General features: G+C 68.5%; 10 protein-coding genes and 2 pseudogenes. 7 read left to right on the top strand and 5 right to left on the bottom strand.

All coding sequences use genetic code 11. The features are described from left to right. Positions 1-12 precede the first annotated feature (12 nt). The 5 genes from L0976_RS14905 (at position 13) to L0976_RS14885 (ending at position 8,313) form a co-directional block, all read left to right on the top strand. Complete coding sequence (locus tag L0976_RS14905) at positions 13-540, top strand: hypothetical protein (RefSeq protein WP_203317883.1); 528 nt, start codon at positions 13-15, stop codon at positions 538-540. Beyond that, complete coding sequence (locus L0976_RS14900) at positions 537-2,087, top strand: multiheme c-type cytochrome (protein WP_234188094.1); 1,551 nt, start codon at positions 537-539, stop codon at positions 2,085-2,087. Before L0976_RS14905 ends, L0976_RS14900 begins: the two co-directional genes overlap by 4 nt. After that, on the top strand, positions 2,084-4,423 hold the full coding sequence (locus L0976_RS14895; RefSeq protein WP_234188093.1) for an FTR1 family protein: 2,340 nt from the start codon (positions 2,084-2,086) through the stop codon (positions 4,421-4,423). Before L0976_RS14900 ends, L0976_RS14895 begins: the two co-directional genes overlap by 4 nt. A gap of 111 nt (positions 4,424-4,534) precedes the next feature. Continuing rightward, positions 4,535-6,916, top strand: a complete 2,382-nt coding sequence (locus L0976_RS14890; RefSeq protein WP_234188092.1) for a phosphoketolase — start codon at positions 4,535-4,537, stop codon at positions 6,914-6,916. 38 nt (positions 6,917-6,954) lie between these two features. Next, positions 6,955-8,313, top strand: a complete 1,359-nt coding sequence (locus L0976_RS14885; RefSeq protein WP_234188091.1) for an MBL fold metallo-hydrolase — start codon at positions 6,955-6,957, stop codon at positions 8,311-8,313. 19 nt (positions 8,314-8,332) lie between these two features. Here the strand turns inward: L0976_RS14885 and L0976_RS14880 are convergent. Further along, positions 8,333-8,791 (bottom strand): annotated as a pseudogene (locus L0976_RS14880) (N-acetyltransferase family protein); the annotation flags it as partial. Between the two features lie 105 nt (positions 8,792-8,896). Continuing rightward, positions 8,897-9,928: pseudogene (locus tag L0976_RS14875) on the bottom strand (zinc-dependent alcohol dehydrogenase family protein); the annotation flags it as partial. A gap of 226 nt (positions 9,929-10,154) precedes the next feature. Between L0976_RS14875 and L0976_RS14870 the strand changes: the two are divergent. Both L0976_RS14870 and L0976_RS14865 read left to right on the top strand, forming a co-directional pair. Then, complete coding sequence (locus tag L0976_RS14870; protein WP_234188090.1) at positions 10,155-10,976, top strand: universal stress protein; 822 nt, start codon at positions 10,155-10,157, stop codon at positions 10,974-10,976. A gap of 76 nt (positions 10,977-11,052) precedes the next feature. Continuing rightward, a complete protein-coding gene (locus tag L0976_RS14865; protein ID WP_234188089.1) occupies positions 11,053-11,703 on the top strand; it encodes a DUF2161 domain-containing phosphodiesterase in 651 nt (216 codons plus the stop codon). A 28-nt stretch (positions 11,704-11,731) separates the two neighbouring features. Here the strand turns inward: L0976_RS14865 and L0976_RS14860 are convergent, their stop codons facing one another. Genes L0976_RS14860 through L0976_RS14850 form a run of 3 tightly spaced genes read right to left on the bottom strand, consistent with a single transcriptional unit; the run spans position 11,732 to position 14,933 of the window. Further along, complete coding sequence (locus L0976_RS14860) at positions 11,732-12,541, bottom strand: ABC transporter permease (RefSeq protein ID WP_234188088.1); 810 nt, start codon at positions 12,539-12,541, stop codon at positions 11,732-11,734. 5 nt (positions 12,542-12,546) lie between these two features. Beyond that, complete coding sequence (locus L0976_RS14855; protein WP_234188087.1) at positions 12,547-13,794, bottom strand: ABC transporter permease; 1,248 nt, start codon at positions 13,792-13,794, stop codon at positions 12,547-12,549. Positions 13,795-13,796: 2 nt separating this feature from the next. Continuing rightward, complete coding sequence (locus L0976_RS14850; protein WP_234188086.1) at positions 13,797-14,933, bottom strand: ABC transporter ATP-binding protein; 1,137 nt, start codon at positions 14,931-14,933, stop codon at positions 13,797-13,799. Between the last annotated feature and the right edge of the window lie 9 nt (positions 14,934-14,942).

The following is a 14,942-nucleotide window of genomic DNA, read 5'->3' as shown; positions in this document are numbered from 1 at the left end:
AGGAACGGACCGATGAAAAGCCTCGAAACCCTCCCCGAACCCGCCTGCCGGCGCTTCGTGCTGGAATACGGCCCGAAGCGCGCGGGTGTGCGGCGTGCCCTGGCGCTGTCGCTCCTCTTCGCCGTCCTCGTCGGCACGGGCCTGCATCTCGAATTCCTCGCCGGGCGCAACTGGAATGCGGGGGAGGCCGTCCTCCTCGCGCATCTTGCCGTCGGGCTGCCGTTCGCGGCGCTGTTCCTGTCCTGGATCGGCGGCCATGTCCTGCGCGGCCTGCCGAGGAGCGAGCGGCCCGTCTTCAGCGTGCTCGGCTGGCTTCTCCTCGCGAAATTCGTCCTCGTCATCGGGACGGGATTGATGATGGCGTTGCCGACCGCCTTCTTTCTTGCCGGCGGGGTCTGGTTCTGGAGCTTCGAGGCGACCCATGTCCTGACCTTCCTGCACCTGTGGGGCTCGCTCGCGGCCGCCGTGGGCCTTCTCGCGCATCTGGCCATGCGGCACTGGGAACCGCGGGCAGTCCGGCACGGGCGGCGACCGTCATGAAGTACCAGTTCAGGACCCATCTCCCGCCGGTCGTGCTCGGCGCGTTCCTCGCCCTGGTGTTCATCCTGGGGGCGGGCGTCCTGGCGCCGGCGGCACCCGAGCCCGGCGTGGCACTTGCCGACGTGCCGTTCTACCGCCTGCCCTTCGGCCCCGACGCGGCCGGCCGCGAACGGCCCTTCTGGCCCTCGCGCCTCCAGACGGAGAACGGCAGGTTCGCCGACCCCGCCTCGATCCAGTCGGCGTCCCGCTGCGCGACCTGCCATCGGCGGGAATTCGAGGAGTGGGCGCCGTCGCTCCATGCCATTGCCGACCGCGACACGGTCTACGAGCGCGCGGTGCGGGTCAACGAGGCGCTGCACAGGGACGGCGTCGAGAAGACCCGCTTTTGCGAGGGATGCCATGCGCCCGGCGAGGTGCTGGCGGGCCGGACGAACCGGTTCAAGTCCGTCATGCCGTCGAAGGCGGGCAGGGAGGGCATCACCTGCGTGATGTGCCACACCGCCACCCATGCCGACCCCGTTGAGGGCAACGGCGCGCTGACGCTGGCGGTCAATACCGGCGTCGACCGGCTCTCCGATCCGATGATCCTCGCCGCGCCGCGCGACCACGCCCGTGCCTTCGGCGCGGCGGGCACGAACGCGCTGATCGCGAGTTCCGATTTCTGCGGCGGCTGCCATACCGAGACCTACGATGCCTCCATGTCGAAGGCCGAGAGCCCGCAGCATGTGCAGACGACCTTCGCCGAATGGCAGGCGAGCTGGTATGCGCGCAACGGCGTCAACTGCCAGGATTGTCACATGGCGCCCGACCCCGCCGCCTATGTCCGCCAGGTTCGGGCCGGCAACCTCGCCAAGCCCGAGCGCTATGCGCACAATTTCACCGGCTCGAACTACCTGATGTTCGACACCGGCCTCGGCTCAAATCTCACCTTCCTGCGCGGCGGCATTCCGCCGGGCCTCACCGAGGCGAAAAACACCGAGCTGATCGCAAGGCAGGGCGAGGCGACCCGCGCGCTGCTGCGCTCGGCTGCCGGGCTCGCGCTGCGCGATACGGCCGTTGCCGGCGGCAGGCTGCGCTTTGCCGTTGCGGTGCAGAATCTCGGCGCCGGCCACAACCTGCCGACCGGCGTGATCGACCAGAAATACATGTGGCTCGAAGTTGCCGTCCTGGATGCGTCAGGCACGGAGATCTACCATTCCGGCGCGTTCGACGCCGAGCGCGGCGAAGTCGGCCCCGATGCCGTGATCTGGCGCGAGGACTTCGTCGATTCCGACGGCAAGCGCATCCCCGACCACCGCACCTTCATCACGGCCGCCATCACCCATGTCCGCAAGGGCGTTCCGCCAAGAGGCGAGGATGTCGTCGCCTACGTGGCGCCGCTTCCGTCCGGCGCCACGGGGCCGTTCACCCTTCAAGCCCGGCTCTGGTATCGCGTCGCCACGCAGGAATTCGCCTACAACACGTTGAAGACGGACCTGATCATTCCCCCCTTCGAGCTTGCATCGGGGCAATTCACCCTGCCCGCCGGGAAAGAAGCAAATCCATGATCGCTCATGCCGTTCGCACCCTCCTTTTTACGCTGGCCGTTCTCTTCGCCCCCTTGGGCGCGGCGGCGGGCGCGGACGTGCCATGGCAGGATGCCGAAGCCCTGCGCGGGGAAAGCGCGCAGATCCAGCGGCGCCTGTTCCGGGCGCCGGACGCGGCGCTGCGGGAGGATGTCGCGGCGCGGCTGGAGGAGGTCCGCCGGCTCTGGTCCACGCGGCTGCGGCCTGCCTATGAAGAGGCGGCGCCATCCCGGATGCGGCCCCTTGACGAGGCGGTCGACGCGTTCGCGGAGGCGGCCGGGCGTTGGGACCCCGCGGCCGCGGCGTCGGCCCGCGCCCGGATCTGGACCGGGCTGGTCGACGGCGCCTTCCGTGCGGCCCTTGCCCGCCTCGACGAGGGCAAGACGCAGGAAGCGGCCGGCTGGCTCAACATTCGCGAATATGCCCGCACGTCGCGCGACACGGCCGCCAGCATCGCCATGCGCGAGGCGCTTGCCGGGCGGATGGCGCCGGGCGATGCGCGGAGCGTGATCGAGACGGAACTGCTCGGCGTCTACGCCGGCGAACTGCGCAAGGCCGTCGCCGAGGCGCGCGGCCACCTCGCCGCCGGTTACGGCGTCCAGCTCGCCGGCGCGCTCGCCCGGGCGGGCGGCCTGCACGCGCTGCTGTCGGAGAGCCTTGCGGCGCGTCTCGGCACGCAGGAGGCGAACCGGATCGCGGAGGCCTTCGCACGGCTGGACGGTCCGGATCGCCCGCAGGGGGCAGGGCTCGATGCGCTGCTCGTCCGCATCGAGACGCTGCTTGCCACCTATGCGCCGGCGAGCCTTTCTCCCGAGGAACGGGACCGCCGCGTCCGCCTGCTCGCCCGGTTCGTGGCGCTCGTGCCGGTCGAATACGGCAAGGGCGTGAGGGACGGGGAGATCGCCATTCCCTTCGAATATTTCGAGGCCGGGCTGTTTCGCGACCGCGCGCAGATGCTGTTCGGCGACCTCGGATACGATCTGGCCGCCCGCGCGCCGCAGTCCTTCGACAGGCTGGCGGCCATTCTCAAGGACATGCAGGCGCTGATCGCACGGAAGGGCGACGGGGCGCAGGTCGACAGACTTGCGGAAGAAGCGGGAACGCTCCTCGCCGAAACCTACGGGGCGGACCTGTCGAAGGGCGGCGACGGCGCGGCGCTCTCCCTGCTGCCCGACATTCTCGACGAGATCCTGCTGGCCGGCGGGGCTGGTGACTGGCAGGAGGCTGAACTCAAGCGGCTCGAAGCCTATGCGCTGTTCGATCCCGATGTCGAGCAGCGCCTGATGCCGCGCGCGCCGGCGCTGGCGCTGAAGATGGAGGCGGATTTCTGGGAGGGCAGCGCGGAAAGCCCCGGCCTGGGCCGCATCGTCGCCGCTCGCGGCCCGGAAGAGGCCCTGAAGCTGGCGGTGACCCGCATGAAGGCCGCCACGCAGGAGGCGGCCCGCATCCTCGACGTCAGGCTCTCCGGCCTTGGAGCCTTCCTGCAATCGCTCGCCATTCTCCTGCGCGAGGGGCTGGAGGCGGTTCTCGTCCTTGCCTGCATGATCGGCGCGCTGAAGGCGAGCGGCGTTCCGGCCCGCGGGCCCGGAGGGTGGCGCTGGCCGGTGGCCGGGGGCGTGACGGCCGCGCTCGCCGGTTCCTTCGCCCTCTGGTTCGCCGTCGGCCGCCTCTTCGCCCTCAGCACGCTCCAGCGCGAGCTGCTGGAAGGTCTTTCGGCACTGGCCGCCGCCGCGGTGCTCCTCTATGTGACCCACTGGATCTTCAGGAAATCCTATGTCGGCGACTGGATCGCGCAGATCCGCCGCAAGGCGGCGGCCGCCACGGGCAGAAAGGCCGGCTCCGGCGGCTATCCCGGCTGGCTCACCCTGTTCTCGCTCTCGTTCCTCGTCGTCTTCCGGGAAGGCTTCGAAACGGTCCTCTTCTACGAGGCGCTGCTGATCGACGCGCCGGCCGCGCCCGTGCTCGCCGGGCTGGCCGTCGGCGGCGTCTTTGCCGTCGCGATCGGCTATCTCATGCTCGGCCTCGAAGCGAAGCTGCCCGTGGCGGCCTTCTTCCGGCTGACGGGCGGGCTGCTTGCCGTCCTCTGCGTCATGCTGGTCGGCAGCGGCATCCGCGGCCTGCAGACCGCCGCCCTTGTTTCCGCGACCCCGGTCGCCTGGTTCCCGGACCGGCCCTGGCTGCAGATCTATTTCGGCCTCTATCCTGTTTACGAGGCGCTGCTCGCCCAGGCGGTGGTGGCCGGCTTGCTTGCCGTCTCGCTGCTCGGCTTCGTGCTGCGCCGGAAGGCGGCGCTGCCGGCGCGCTCCGGCGGCAGTTGACGAAGGCCATTGTGGTCGTGCCGGGCGACGGCTAGGCTCGTCTGCGTCACGGGGAGCAAGCCGGGCACTCATACGTTGACTTCTTCGGAAGGGCGACCAGGGAGACGCAGGATGACCAATGTTCCGAACGCCGACGACCTTGCGCTGACAGACCGCTACTGGCGCGCGGCCAATTATCTTTCCGTCGGCCAGATCTACCTGATGGACAACCCGCTGCTGCGCGCGCCGCTGAAGGCCGAGCACGTCAAGCCGCGCCTTCTCGGCCATTGGGGCACGACGCCGGGCCTCAATTTCATCTATGCCCATCTCAATCGCATCATCCGGGCGCGGGATGCCGAGGTCCTCTATATCTGCGGCCCGGGCCACGGCGGGCCGGGCATGGTGGCCAATGCCTGGCTGGAGGGCACCTATTCGGAAATCTATCCCGAGGTGGGCGGGAACGAGGCGGGGCTGCGCAGGCTGTTCCGCCAGTTCTCCTTCCCCGGCGGCATTCCGAGCCATGCGGCGCCCGAGACCCCCGGCTCGATCCACGAGGGCGGCGAACTCGGCTATGCGCTGGTGCACGCCTATGGCGCGGCCTTCGACAATCCCGGCCTCGTCGTCGCCTGCGTGGTGGGCGACGGCGAGGCCGAGACCGGCCCGCTCGCCGCCGCCTGGCATTCCAACAAGTTCCTGAACCCCGTCAGCGACGGCACGGTGCTGCCGATCCTGCATCTCAACGGCTACAAGATCGCCAACCCGACCGTGCTGGCGCGCCTGCCCGACGAGGAACTGACCCATCTCTTCACCGGCCACGGCTACGATCCGATCTTCGTGGAGGGCCACGAGCCGGAAGCCATGCACCGCGACATGGCGGCCGCGCTCGACACGGCCTTCGACCGCATCGCGGCCATCCGCGCGGCCGCCAAGGACGATCCCGCCCGCCGCCCGCGATGGCCGATGATCGTGCTGCGCAGCCCCAAGGGCTGGACGGGTCCGAAGGAGGTGGACGGCAAGATGGTCGAGAACCATTGGCGCTCGCACCAGGTGCCCGTGTCCGAATGCCGCTCGAACCCCGCCCACCGCGACATTCTCGAAACCTGGATGCGCAGCTACGATCCGGAGGACCTTTTCGATGCGGCGGGCCGCCTCAGGCCGGAATTGCGGGCACTCGCGCCAAGGGGCGAACGCCGCATGAGCGCCATTCCGCACGCCAATGGCGGGCTCTTGCGCAAGGACCTGCGCACGCCCGGCATCGGCGACTATGCGGTCGCCGTGGAAAGGCGCGGCGCTGTGGACGCGCAGGCGACGAAGATCCTCGGCGATTACCTGCGCGACGTGATCCGGCTGAACGCGGCGGACAGCAATTTCCGCGTCTTCGGCCCGGACGAGACAGCCTCGAACCGGCTCGCCAGCGTCTTCGAGGCGACGGACCGGGTATGGATGGCCGAGACGCTGCCGACGGACGATCACCTCGCGCCCGAGGGCCGCGTCATGGAAGTGCTCAGCGAGCACCTCTGCCAGGGCTGGCTGGAAGGCTACCTGCTGACCGGCCGGCACGGCTTCTTCTCCTGCTACGAGGCCTTCATCCACATCGTCGATTCCATGTTCAACCAGCATGCCAAGTGGCTGAAGGTGGCGCGCGAGCTGCCGTGGCGAAAGCCCGTCTCCTCGCTCAACTACCTGCTGACCTCCCATGTCTGGCGGCAGGACCATAACGGCTTTTCCCACCAGGATCCGGGCTTCATCGACCTCGTCGCCAACAAGAGCGCGGACATCGTGCGCGTCTACCTGCCGCCCGATGCCAACACGCTCGTGTGGGTGGGCGACCATTGCCTGAAGACCTGGAACCGCATCAACGTCATCGTCGCCGGCAAGCAGCCGGCGCCGCAATGGCTGACGATGGCGGAGGCGGTTCGCCACTGCGAGGCCGGCCTCGGCATCTGGGACTGGGCGGGCACGGAGGAGGGGATCGATCCCGACGTGGTGATGGCGTGCGCCGGCGACGTGCCGACCATGGAGACGCTCGCCGCCGTCGATCTCCTGCGCCGGGCGGTGCCGCACCTGCGCATCCGCGTCGTCAACGTCGTCGACCTGATGACGCTGCAATCGCCGCAGCACCACCCGCACGGCATTTCCGACGAGGACTTCGATCGCATCTTCACCCGCGACCGGCCGGTGGTCTTCGCCTATCACGGCTATCCCTACATCATCCACCGGCTGGTCTATAAACGGACCAATCATCCGAACGTCCATGTCCGCGGCTTCATCGAGAAGGGCACGACCACCACGCCCTTCGACATGGCGGTGATGAACGAGCTCGACCGCTACCACCTCGCCATCGAGGCCATCGAGCGCCTGCCGGCCCTACGGGACCGGGCAGCCGGCATCGTCGCCGCGCTGGAGGGCAAGCTCGCAGAACATCATGCCTATGTCCGCGAACACGGCGAGGACATGCCGGAGATCCGCGACTGGAAATGGCCCTATCCGCGGCCGGCTCCGTCGGAGGGATAAACGCGCGGCCACCCATGCCGGCCTGGGGGAGAACGAACGTGCTGTCCTTGAAATCGCTCGGCGGAGCGGGAACCGTCACCGGGTCGAAGCACCTGCTTTCCCTTGGCGACGAACGGATCCTTGTCGATTGCGGCCTCTTCCAGGGCCTCAAGAACCTGCGCGACCTCAACTGGCAGCCGCTGCCGGTCTCCCCGCGCGACATCGACGCGGTGATCCTGACCCACGCGCATCTCGACCACAGCGGATACCTCCCGCGCCTGGTGCAGGGCGGTTATCGCGGCAAGGTCTACGCGACGCCGGCCACCCGCGACGTCGCGGAGCTCATCCTCATGGACAGCGGCCATTTGCAGGAAAAGGATGCGGAATTCTTCAACCGGCACCAGTTGTCGCGGCACCAGCCGGCGCTTGCCCTCTACGGCGTTCGGGATGCGCAAAGGGCCGTCGGGCATTTTTCGACGGCGGCCTTCGGCCAGACGGTCCGGCTTGCCGGCGGCGCATCGTTCCGCTTCCGCCCCGCCGGGCACATCCTCGGCGCGGCGAGCGTCGATCTCGAATGGGGCGGCCGGCGGATTGTCTTTTCCGGCGATATAGGCCGCTACGACGATCCGCTCCTGCCCGATCCGGTGCCACCGCCGGAGGCCGACTACATCCTCATCGAATCCACCTATGGCAACCGCATCCACGACAAGGCCGATCCCACCGAGGCGCTGGGCGCGATCGTCGACCGGACGATCGCGCGCGGCGGCACGCTGGTCATCCCGGCCTTCGCCGTCGGCCGGGCACAGGAACTGCTCTACCATTTCTGGAAGCTGAAGCGGGCGGGGCGCCTGGCGGCCGTGCCGCTCTTCCTCGACAGCCCCATGGCCATCGATGCGACCGAACTCATGAGCCGCCACATGGGCGATCACCGGCTCGACAGTAAGACCTGCAGGCAGGTGTTCGCCATCGCCCGCTATACCGATGACGTCGAGGCCTCCAAGGCGATCAGCGCCAACCGCTTTCCAAAGGTCGTCATCTCCGCCTCGGGCATGGCGACGGGCGGGCGCGTCCTGCATCATCTGAAAGCCTTCGCGCCCGATGCGCGCAACACGATCCTGCTGGCCGGCTTCCAGGCCGCCGGCACGCGCGGCCGCGCGTTGCAGGAAGGCGCCCCGGAACTGAAGATCCACGGCCTTTGGGTGCCGGTCAACGCGGAGGTGGCGCATCTCGACATGCTGTCGGCCCATGCCGACGCGCACGAATTGATGCGCTGGCTTTCCGCCTGCCCGCGCCCGCCGCGCAAGGTCTTCATCGTGCACGGCGAGCCGGAGGCCGCGGAAGCGCTGCGGATCCGCATCGGCCGGGAACTCGGATGGCCGGCGGTCGTCCCGCGCCTCGACCAGGAATTCGAGCTTTGAGGCGTCGCGGTGTTCCGCCTCAGTCGCCGAGTTCCTTGCGGATGAGGATCAGCGTCGGGTCGTCGGGATAGGGAACCGCGACGAAGCCCTGTTCGCGTTCCAGCTCGATCGCCTCGTGGTTTTCTCGGCTCTCGAGCGATTCCAGCGTCCTGGCGCCGAGCGCCTTCGCATGCCGGGCGGCATGGCGCAGCATTTCCCAGGCGATGCCCTTGTGCTTGTGCTCGGCCCGGACGGAAATCGCCACCTCCGCCGTCTGCGTCGAGGGGTCGCAGGCGACCATCACCGCCGCGGCGACCGCCGCGTCGCCATCGGCGAAGGCCAGGAAGTGCTCCGTCGTCCGGTGATCGACCTGCGTCATGGCAAGCAGGCGCTCGCGGCTCACCTCGCGCACGCCGCCGAGAAACCGGAAGCGAAGGTCCGCGGGCGCCACATGGGCAAAGAATTCGGCCAGAAGCACCTCGTCTTCGGGGCGGACCGGGCGAACGTGCAGCGTGAGCCCGGTGTGGGTCACGAGGTCGGTTTTCCCGTCTCCGCCGGTCGCCGCCTCGCCCGCCTGTGCCGGAAGTGCCCCGGCGGCGGCAGTTTCGATGATCACCTTCAGGGCCTGTGTGCTCGCGGCGCTGGAAAAGGTCTCGTAGGCATCGAGGATATGGTCGAGCCCGAAGCGGTGGGTGATCAGCTTCTTCGGGTCGATCTTGCCCGATTGCACCGTCTTCAGCAGCATCGGCGTGGTGACCGTGTCCACCAGCCGCGTGGTGATGGAGATGTTCTGCGACCAGAGCTTCTCCAGGTGCAGGTCGGCCTTGACGCCGTGGACGCCGACATTGGCGATGACGCCGCCGGGCGCGATGATCTCCTGGCACAACTCGAAGGTCACGGGAATGCCGACCGCCTCGATCGCCGTGTCGACACCCTTGCCGCCGGTCAGCGCCAGCACCTGCCGCGCGGCCTCCTCGCCGCTCGCCCGGACGGTGCGCGTGGCGCCGAAGCGCTGCGCCACGGCGAGCCGGTTCTCGTCGAGGTCGATCATGACGATCTCGGCCGGCGAATAGAACTGCGCCGTCAGCAGCGCCGCGAGCCCGATCGGCCCCGCGCCGACGATGGCGACCGTGCCGCCCGGCTGTACCTTGCCGTTCAGGACGCCGCATTCGAAGCCGGTGGGCAGGATGTCGCTCAGCATGACCAGCGCCTCCTCGTCGGCGCCCTGCGGGATCGGGTAGAGGCTGGTGTCGGCATGCGGGATGCGGACATATTCGGCCTGCGTGCCGTCGATCGTGTTGCCGAGGATCCAGCCGCCGGTGGTGCAGTGGGAATACATGCCGCGCCGGCAGTATTCGCATTTGCCGCAGGAGGAGATGCAGGAAATCAGCACGCGGTCGCCGCGGGCGAACTGCGTCACCCCGGCGCCCGTCTCCTCGACGATGCCGACGCCCTCGTGCCCGAGGATGCGGCCGGGCGTGCAACTCGGCACGTCGCCCTTGAGGATGTGCAGGTCTGTGCCGCAGATCGTGGTCCGCGTGATCCTCACGATGGCGTCGGTCGCCGCGGCGAGCGTCGGCATCGGTCGTTCCATGAGGGATTTCCGTCCCGGTCCTTCGTAGACGAGCGCCTTCATCGACTTTCTCCTTCGCACGGGTTCGCGATCGCTTGCGGATCGTGCCGATTGTGCGCGCCCCGCCGCGGCCCGGCCTTGACAAGGGTCAAAGCGATGCGGGTCATTCGGGCGCATCCTCTGCGAATTGTGGATCGCCTGCGGCTGGGCGGCATCGTCGCGAAGGACGAAAACGCCCGGAAAGAGACTATCATTCCGGCCAATGCGGGTGAAACGGAGGAACGGTGACATGAGCTACAAATCCATTCTCGTGAATCTGGACGTCGACGGTTCGATCGCCTCTATCGTGAAGACGGCGGTGGAGGTGGCGCGCCGCTCGAATGCCAGGCTGATCGGCTTCTGCGCGGCCGACGCCTATCTGCCGGTGACGGGCCCGGAGGGCGCCGTGCTGGCGGCCGAGGTGATGCGGCAGATGCAGGATGACGACCGCCGCCGCTTCAACGAGCTGCGCGAGGAATTCGAGAAACTGGTCTTCGGCGCGGTCGAGACGGAATGGCGCGATGCGCAGGAAAATCCGACATATGCGCTCGTGCAGGTGTCGAGGATGGCCGATCTCATCCTGACTGAGGCGAGGGAGGGCGCGGCGACCGGCAACCGGTCCCGCATGGCCGATCCGGCAAGTGTCGTGCTGCAGGCGGGCCGTCCGCTTCTGATCGCCGGCGCCGGCGCAGCGCCCGCCCCGGGCCGCAAGGTCGCCATCGCCTGGAAGGACGCGCGCGAAGCGCGGCGCGCGGTGATGGATGCGGTGCCGCTGCTGCGGCATGCCGAGGAGGTAACCGTCGTCACCGTCGCCGCGACGATTGACCAGTGGGCCCGCGAGGGGGTCGCCGACGTCGCCGCGTTTCTCGCAAGCCATGGCATCACGGCGCGCAAGGAGGCCATCGAAAGCCCGCGGGAAAGCGAGAGGCTGCTCGAATTCATCGACGCGAACGAGATCGACCTCGTCGTTTCGGGCGCCTTCGGCCACAGCCGCCTGCGCGAATGGGCGTTCGGCGGCGTCACCCGCTCGCTGCTGGACGAAAAGCGCCTCAACCGCTTCATGTCGAGCTGACCGGCGGGAGGCGGTGTCGCCCGGCGAGGGATCGATGTAATTTGCGGAACGAATCGCCACTTCGATCCGCAGGCCCATGGAAACGTCGCTCTACATGCCCGTCAAAGGCTTTCTCGAGAAGGCCGGTTATATCGTCAAGGGAGAGGTCGCCGGCTGCGACATCGTCGGTCTCAGCGATGCCGATCCGCCCGTGCTGGTCGTCTGCGAGCTGAAGCTGAGCTTCAACCTGGAACTGATCCTCCAGGCCGTGGACCGGGCCGCGGTGTCGGACGAGGTCTGGATCGCCGCAAGGGTTTCGGCAAGAGGCCGGGGGCGGGAGGCGGACAAGCGCTACCGCGATCTCTGCCGCAGGCTCGGCATCGGCATGCTCGCCATCTCCGACGCCGGCGAGGTCAGCGTCATCGTCGGCTCCGTTTCGCCGATGCCGCGGACCAACCCGAAACGGCGTTCGCGGCTCATGCGCGAGCACCAGAAGCGGCGCGGCGATCCCGCGCTCGGCGGCAGCACGCGCGCGCCCGTCATGACCGCCTACCGCCAGCAGGCGCTCGGCTGCGCGGCGGCGCTGGCGGCGGGGCCGTTGCGCGTGCGCGAGGTGAGGGCCGGCGTACCGGAAGCCGGGAAGATCCTCCTTTCCAACGTCTACGGCTGGTTCGACCGGCTCGACCGGGGCGTCTACGGCCTGACGGATGCAGGCCGCGAGGCCCTGCTCAGATGGCCGCAGCCGTAAGAGCGCTTCGGCCGACGGCGGCCCGGGATCACGCCTGCCGCAGGCGCCGGATGAGGTTCAGCGCGAGGAACAGCGCGATGGAAACGGTGGTGAGCAGGCTCGCCGCCGCCATGATCGTCGGGTTGATCTGGTCGCGAATGCCGGAGAACATCTGCACCGGCAGGGTGCGCTGTTCGGCGCCCGTCAGGAAGAGGGCGACGATCACCTCGTCGAAGGAGACGGCGAAGGCGAGCAGCGCGCCGGAGACGATGCCGGGCAGGATGAGCGGCAGCGTGACGGCGAAGAAGACGCTGACGGGTCCCGCGCCGAGGCTCGCGCCGGCCCGCGAGAGGTTGGCGTCATAGGTGGAAAGCGACGAAAGCACCGTGACCACGACGAAGGGGATGGAAAGCGCCGCATGGGCGAGCACCAGCCCGGTGCGCGTATTGGTAAGCCCCAGAGAACCGAAGAACATGTAGGCCCCGACGGCGACGATGACGACGGGCATGATCATCGGCGAGATCATCAGCGCCATGACCGCCTTTCGCGCCGGAAAGCCCGGCCGGCTGATGCCAAGCGCTGCGAGCGTGCCGAGCAGCGTGGCGAGCGCCGTGCTGCAGGCGGCCGCGACGAGGCTGTTGAAAAGGCTCTGCGTCCAGCGCGCGTTCTCGAAGAAATCCGCATACCAGCGCCAGGAATAGTCCTGGATCGGGAAGGTGAAGAACGGATCCTTCGAGACGGAGAGCGGGAAGACGACGAAGAGCGGCCCGATCAGGAAGACGAGCACGGCGAAGGCGAAGGTGACGACGGCGAGGCGGCAGAGCCGTTCGCCGCGGGTTGCGTAAGCGGGAAGCCACATTGTTCTCACCCGAGCTTGATGCGCTCCGCGCCGACGAGGCGCAGGAACACGAGGTAGATGGAAAGCGTCATGACGAGGAGCAGGCAGGCGAGCGCGGCGGCCATGCCCCAGTTCAGGTCGCGGTTGATGTAGGTGGCGATGAAGTTCGACATCATCTGGTCGCGCGGGCCGCCGACGAGGGCCGGGGTGATGTAGTAGCCGAGCGACAGGATGAAGGTCATCAGGCAGCCGGCGGCGACACCCGGCAGCGTCTGCGGTGCGTAGACCCGCCAGAAGGCGAAGAAGGGCGGTGCGCCGAGCGAGCGCGCCGCCCGCATCTGACCCTCCGGAATGGACTTCATGACGCTGAGGATCGGCAGGATCGTGAAGGGGAGCTGGATATGCGTCATCGCCGTGACGGTGCCGAAGCGGGTCAGCATGAGCTGGAGCTTTTCCGTGGTGAGGCCGAGCGCCAGGAGGATCTGGTTGATCACCCCGTCCGTCTGCAACAGCACGACCCAGGCGGTGGTGCGCACCAGAAGCGACGTCCAGAGCGGCAGCAGCACCAGAAGCAGCAGGAATCCGGCGATGCGCGACGGCGCCAACGAGATGACATAGGCCGTGGGAAAGCCGAGGACGAGCGTCGCGGCGGTCACGAGGGCCGCGATCCAGAGCGTGCGCCCGAGAATGTCGAGGAACACCGCCTGGCTCGCCTCCACCCGCTCGATCCCGCCGGAGGCGTCCTGCGCGAGGTCGACGGATGTCAGCAGGTAATAGGGCGTGACGGCGCTGCCGTTGCGCTTGATGATCGCCCAGAGGTCGGGACTGGCCCAGACCGGATCGAGCGCCGCAAATTGCGGGGCGAGGGCGCCATCCTTGAGATTGCCGAGGTGGCGGACCACGGACATGATGCGGCTGCGCATGCCGGCGCTTTCGTAGTTCAGCCGCTTGCCGAGCGATGCGGCGGTGTTGTCCTCCTTCGCGCGGGCAAGATCGGCGGCAAGCGCGGCGAAGGCCTCTTCGCCCGGTGTGGCGCGCCCGTCCCAGCCGTCGAGCGCGGCGACGGTCTGCGGCAGGACGCTGCGGACCTCCGGGTTGCGCACGGCGGTGGTGAGGAAGAGGCCGATCGGCGCGGCGAAGGTGACGACGAGGAAGAGGAGCGCCGGCAGCGCGAGGGCGAAGGCGCGAAGGCGGTTCGGCCGCTCGGCCCGGCGCAGGGCCGCGCCGAGGCTGCCCGACGTGGGCGGAACGGCAAGGGAGAGGGTCTCGGTCATGGCTACCTCGTCAGCGTTCGGCAATCGGCGGCGAAACAGGCCATGCCGATGCGGCTTCCCGGCAGGATCGCCGCGCCCTCGGCTGCCGGCACGGAAGCGACGATGCGCTCGCTGCCGAAGGCCTCCAGCGTCAGCCGTACCCGGTCTCCGAGGAAGGTCCTGTCGAGGACGCGGGCGGGGATACGGTTTTCGGCGTTTCTACGGTCGGGACCGTCGAGGCCGAGCCGCTCGGGGCGGAGCGAGACCGTGAGGTCCGCGCGCGCCTGGCCGGACGGCCCGGTCGTGAAGAGCCGCGTTCCGTCCGGCATCCGCACGACGCCGAGGCCGTTTTCCGTTCCGGCGAATTCGCAGGCAAGCGTGTTGTTGTCGCCGATGAAGCCGGCGACGAAGCGGTTTTCCGGCCGGTCGTAGAGCGTCATCGGGTCGGAAAGCTGCTGGATGCGCCCCTCGTGGAAGACCGCGATGCGGTCCGACATGGTAAGCGCTTCCGACTGGTCGTGCGTCACATAGACCATGGTGATGCCGAGCTGCTGCTGGATCCGCCTGATCTCGACCTGCATGTGCTCGCGCAATTGCTTGTCGAGCGCGCCGAGCGGCTCGTCCATCAGGATGAGCTTCGGCTTGAACACCATGGCGCGGGCGAGCGCGACGCGCTGCTGTTGCCCGCCGGAAAGCTGCGCCGGGCGGCGTTCGCCAAGGCCGGTGAGCTTGACCATGGAAAGCGCTTCCTCGACCCGGCGCTTTGCCTCCGCTCCCCTGATGCCGCGATAGCGCAGCGGGAAGCCGACATTCTCGGCCACCGTCATATGCGGGAAGAGCGCATAGTTCTGGAAGACGAAGCCGATGTCGCGGCGCTCCGGCGGCAGGCGCTCCACGGCCTGCCCTTCGAGCAGGATGCGCCCGTTGGTCGGCTGCTCGAAGCCGCCGAGCATCATCAGCGTCGTCGTCTTGCCGGAGCCGGAAGGCCCGAGCATGGTGAGGAATTCGCCGCGCCGCACCGCAAGGTTCAGGTCCTCGACGACGAGCGTGCGCCCGTCATAGGTCTTCTGCACGCGCTCGAAGGCGACCATGGTCTCGCTGCCGCTCGTGGTCGGCGGCGCCTCGCCGAGGCGCCCCCTTTCCATCGTCATCGTGTTCATCCGCGCGCT

The sequence above is a fragment of the Shinella sp. NM-101 genome, from assembly GCF_021401195.1.
Lineage (GTDB): Bacteria > Pseudomonadota > Alphaproteobacteria > Rhizobiales > Rhizobiaceae > Shinella.
Note: the sequence above shows the minus strand (reverse complement) of the source record. Positions and strands in the feature narration are given on the sequence as shown.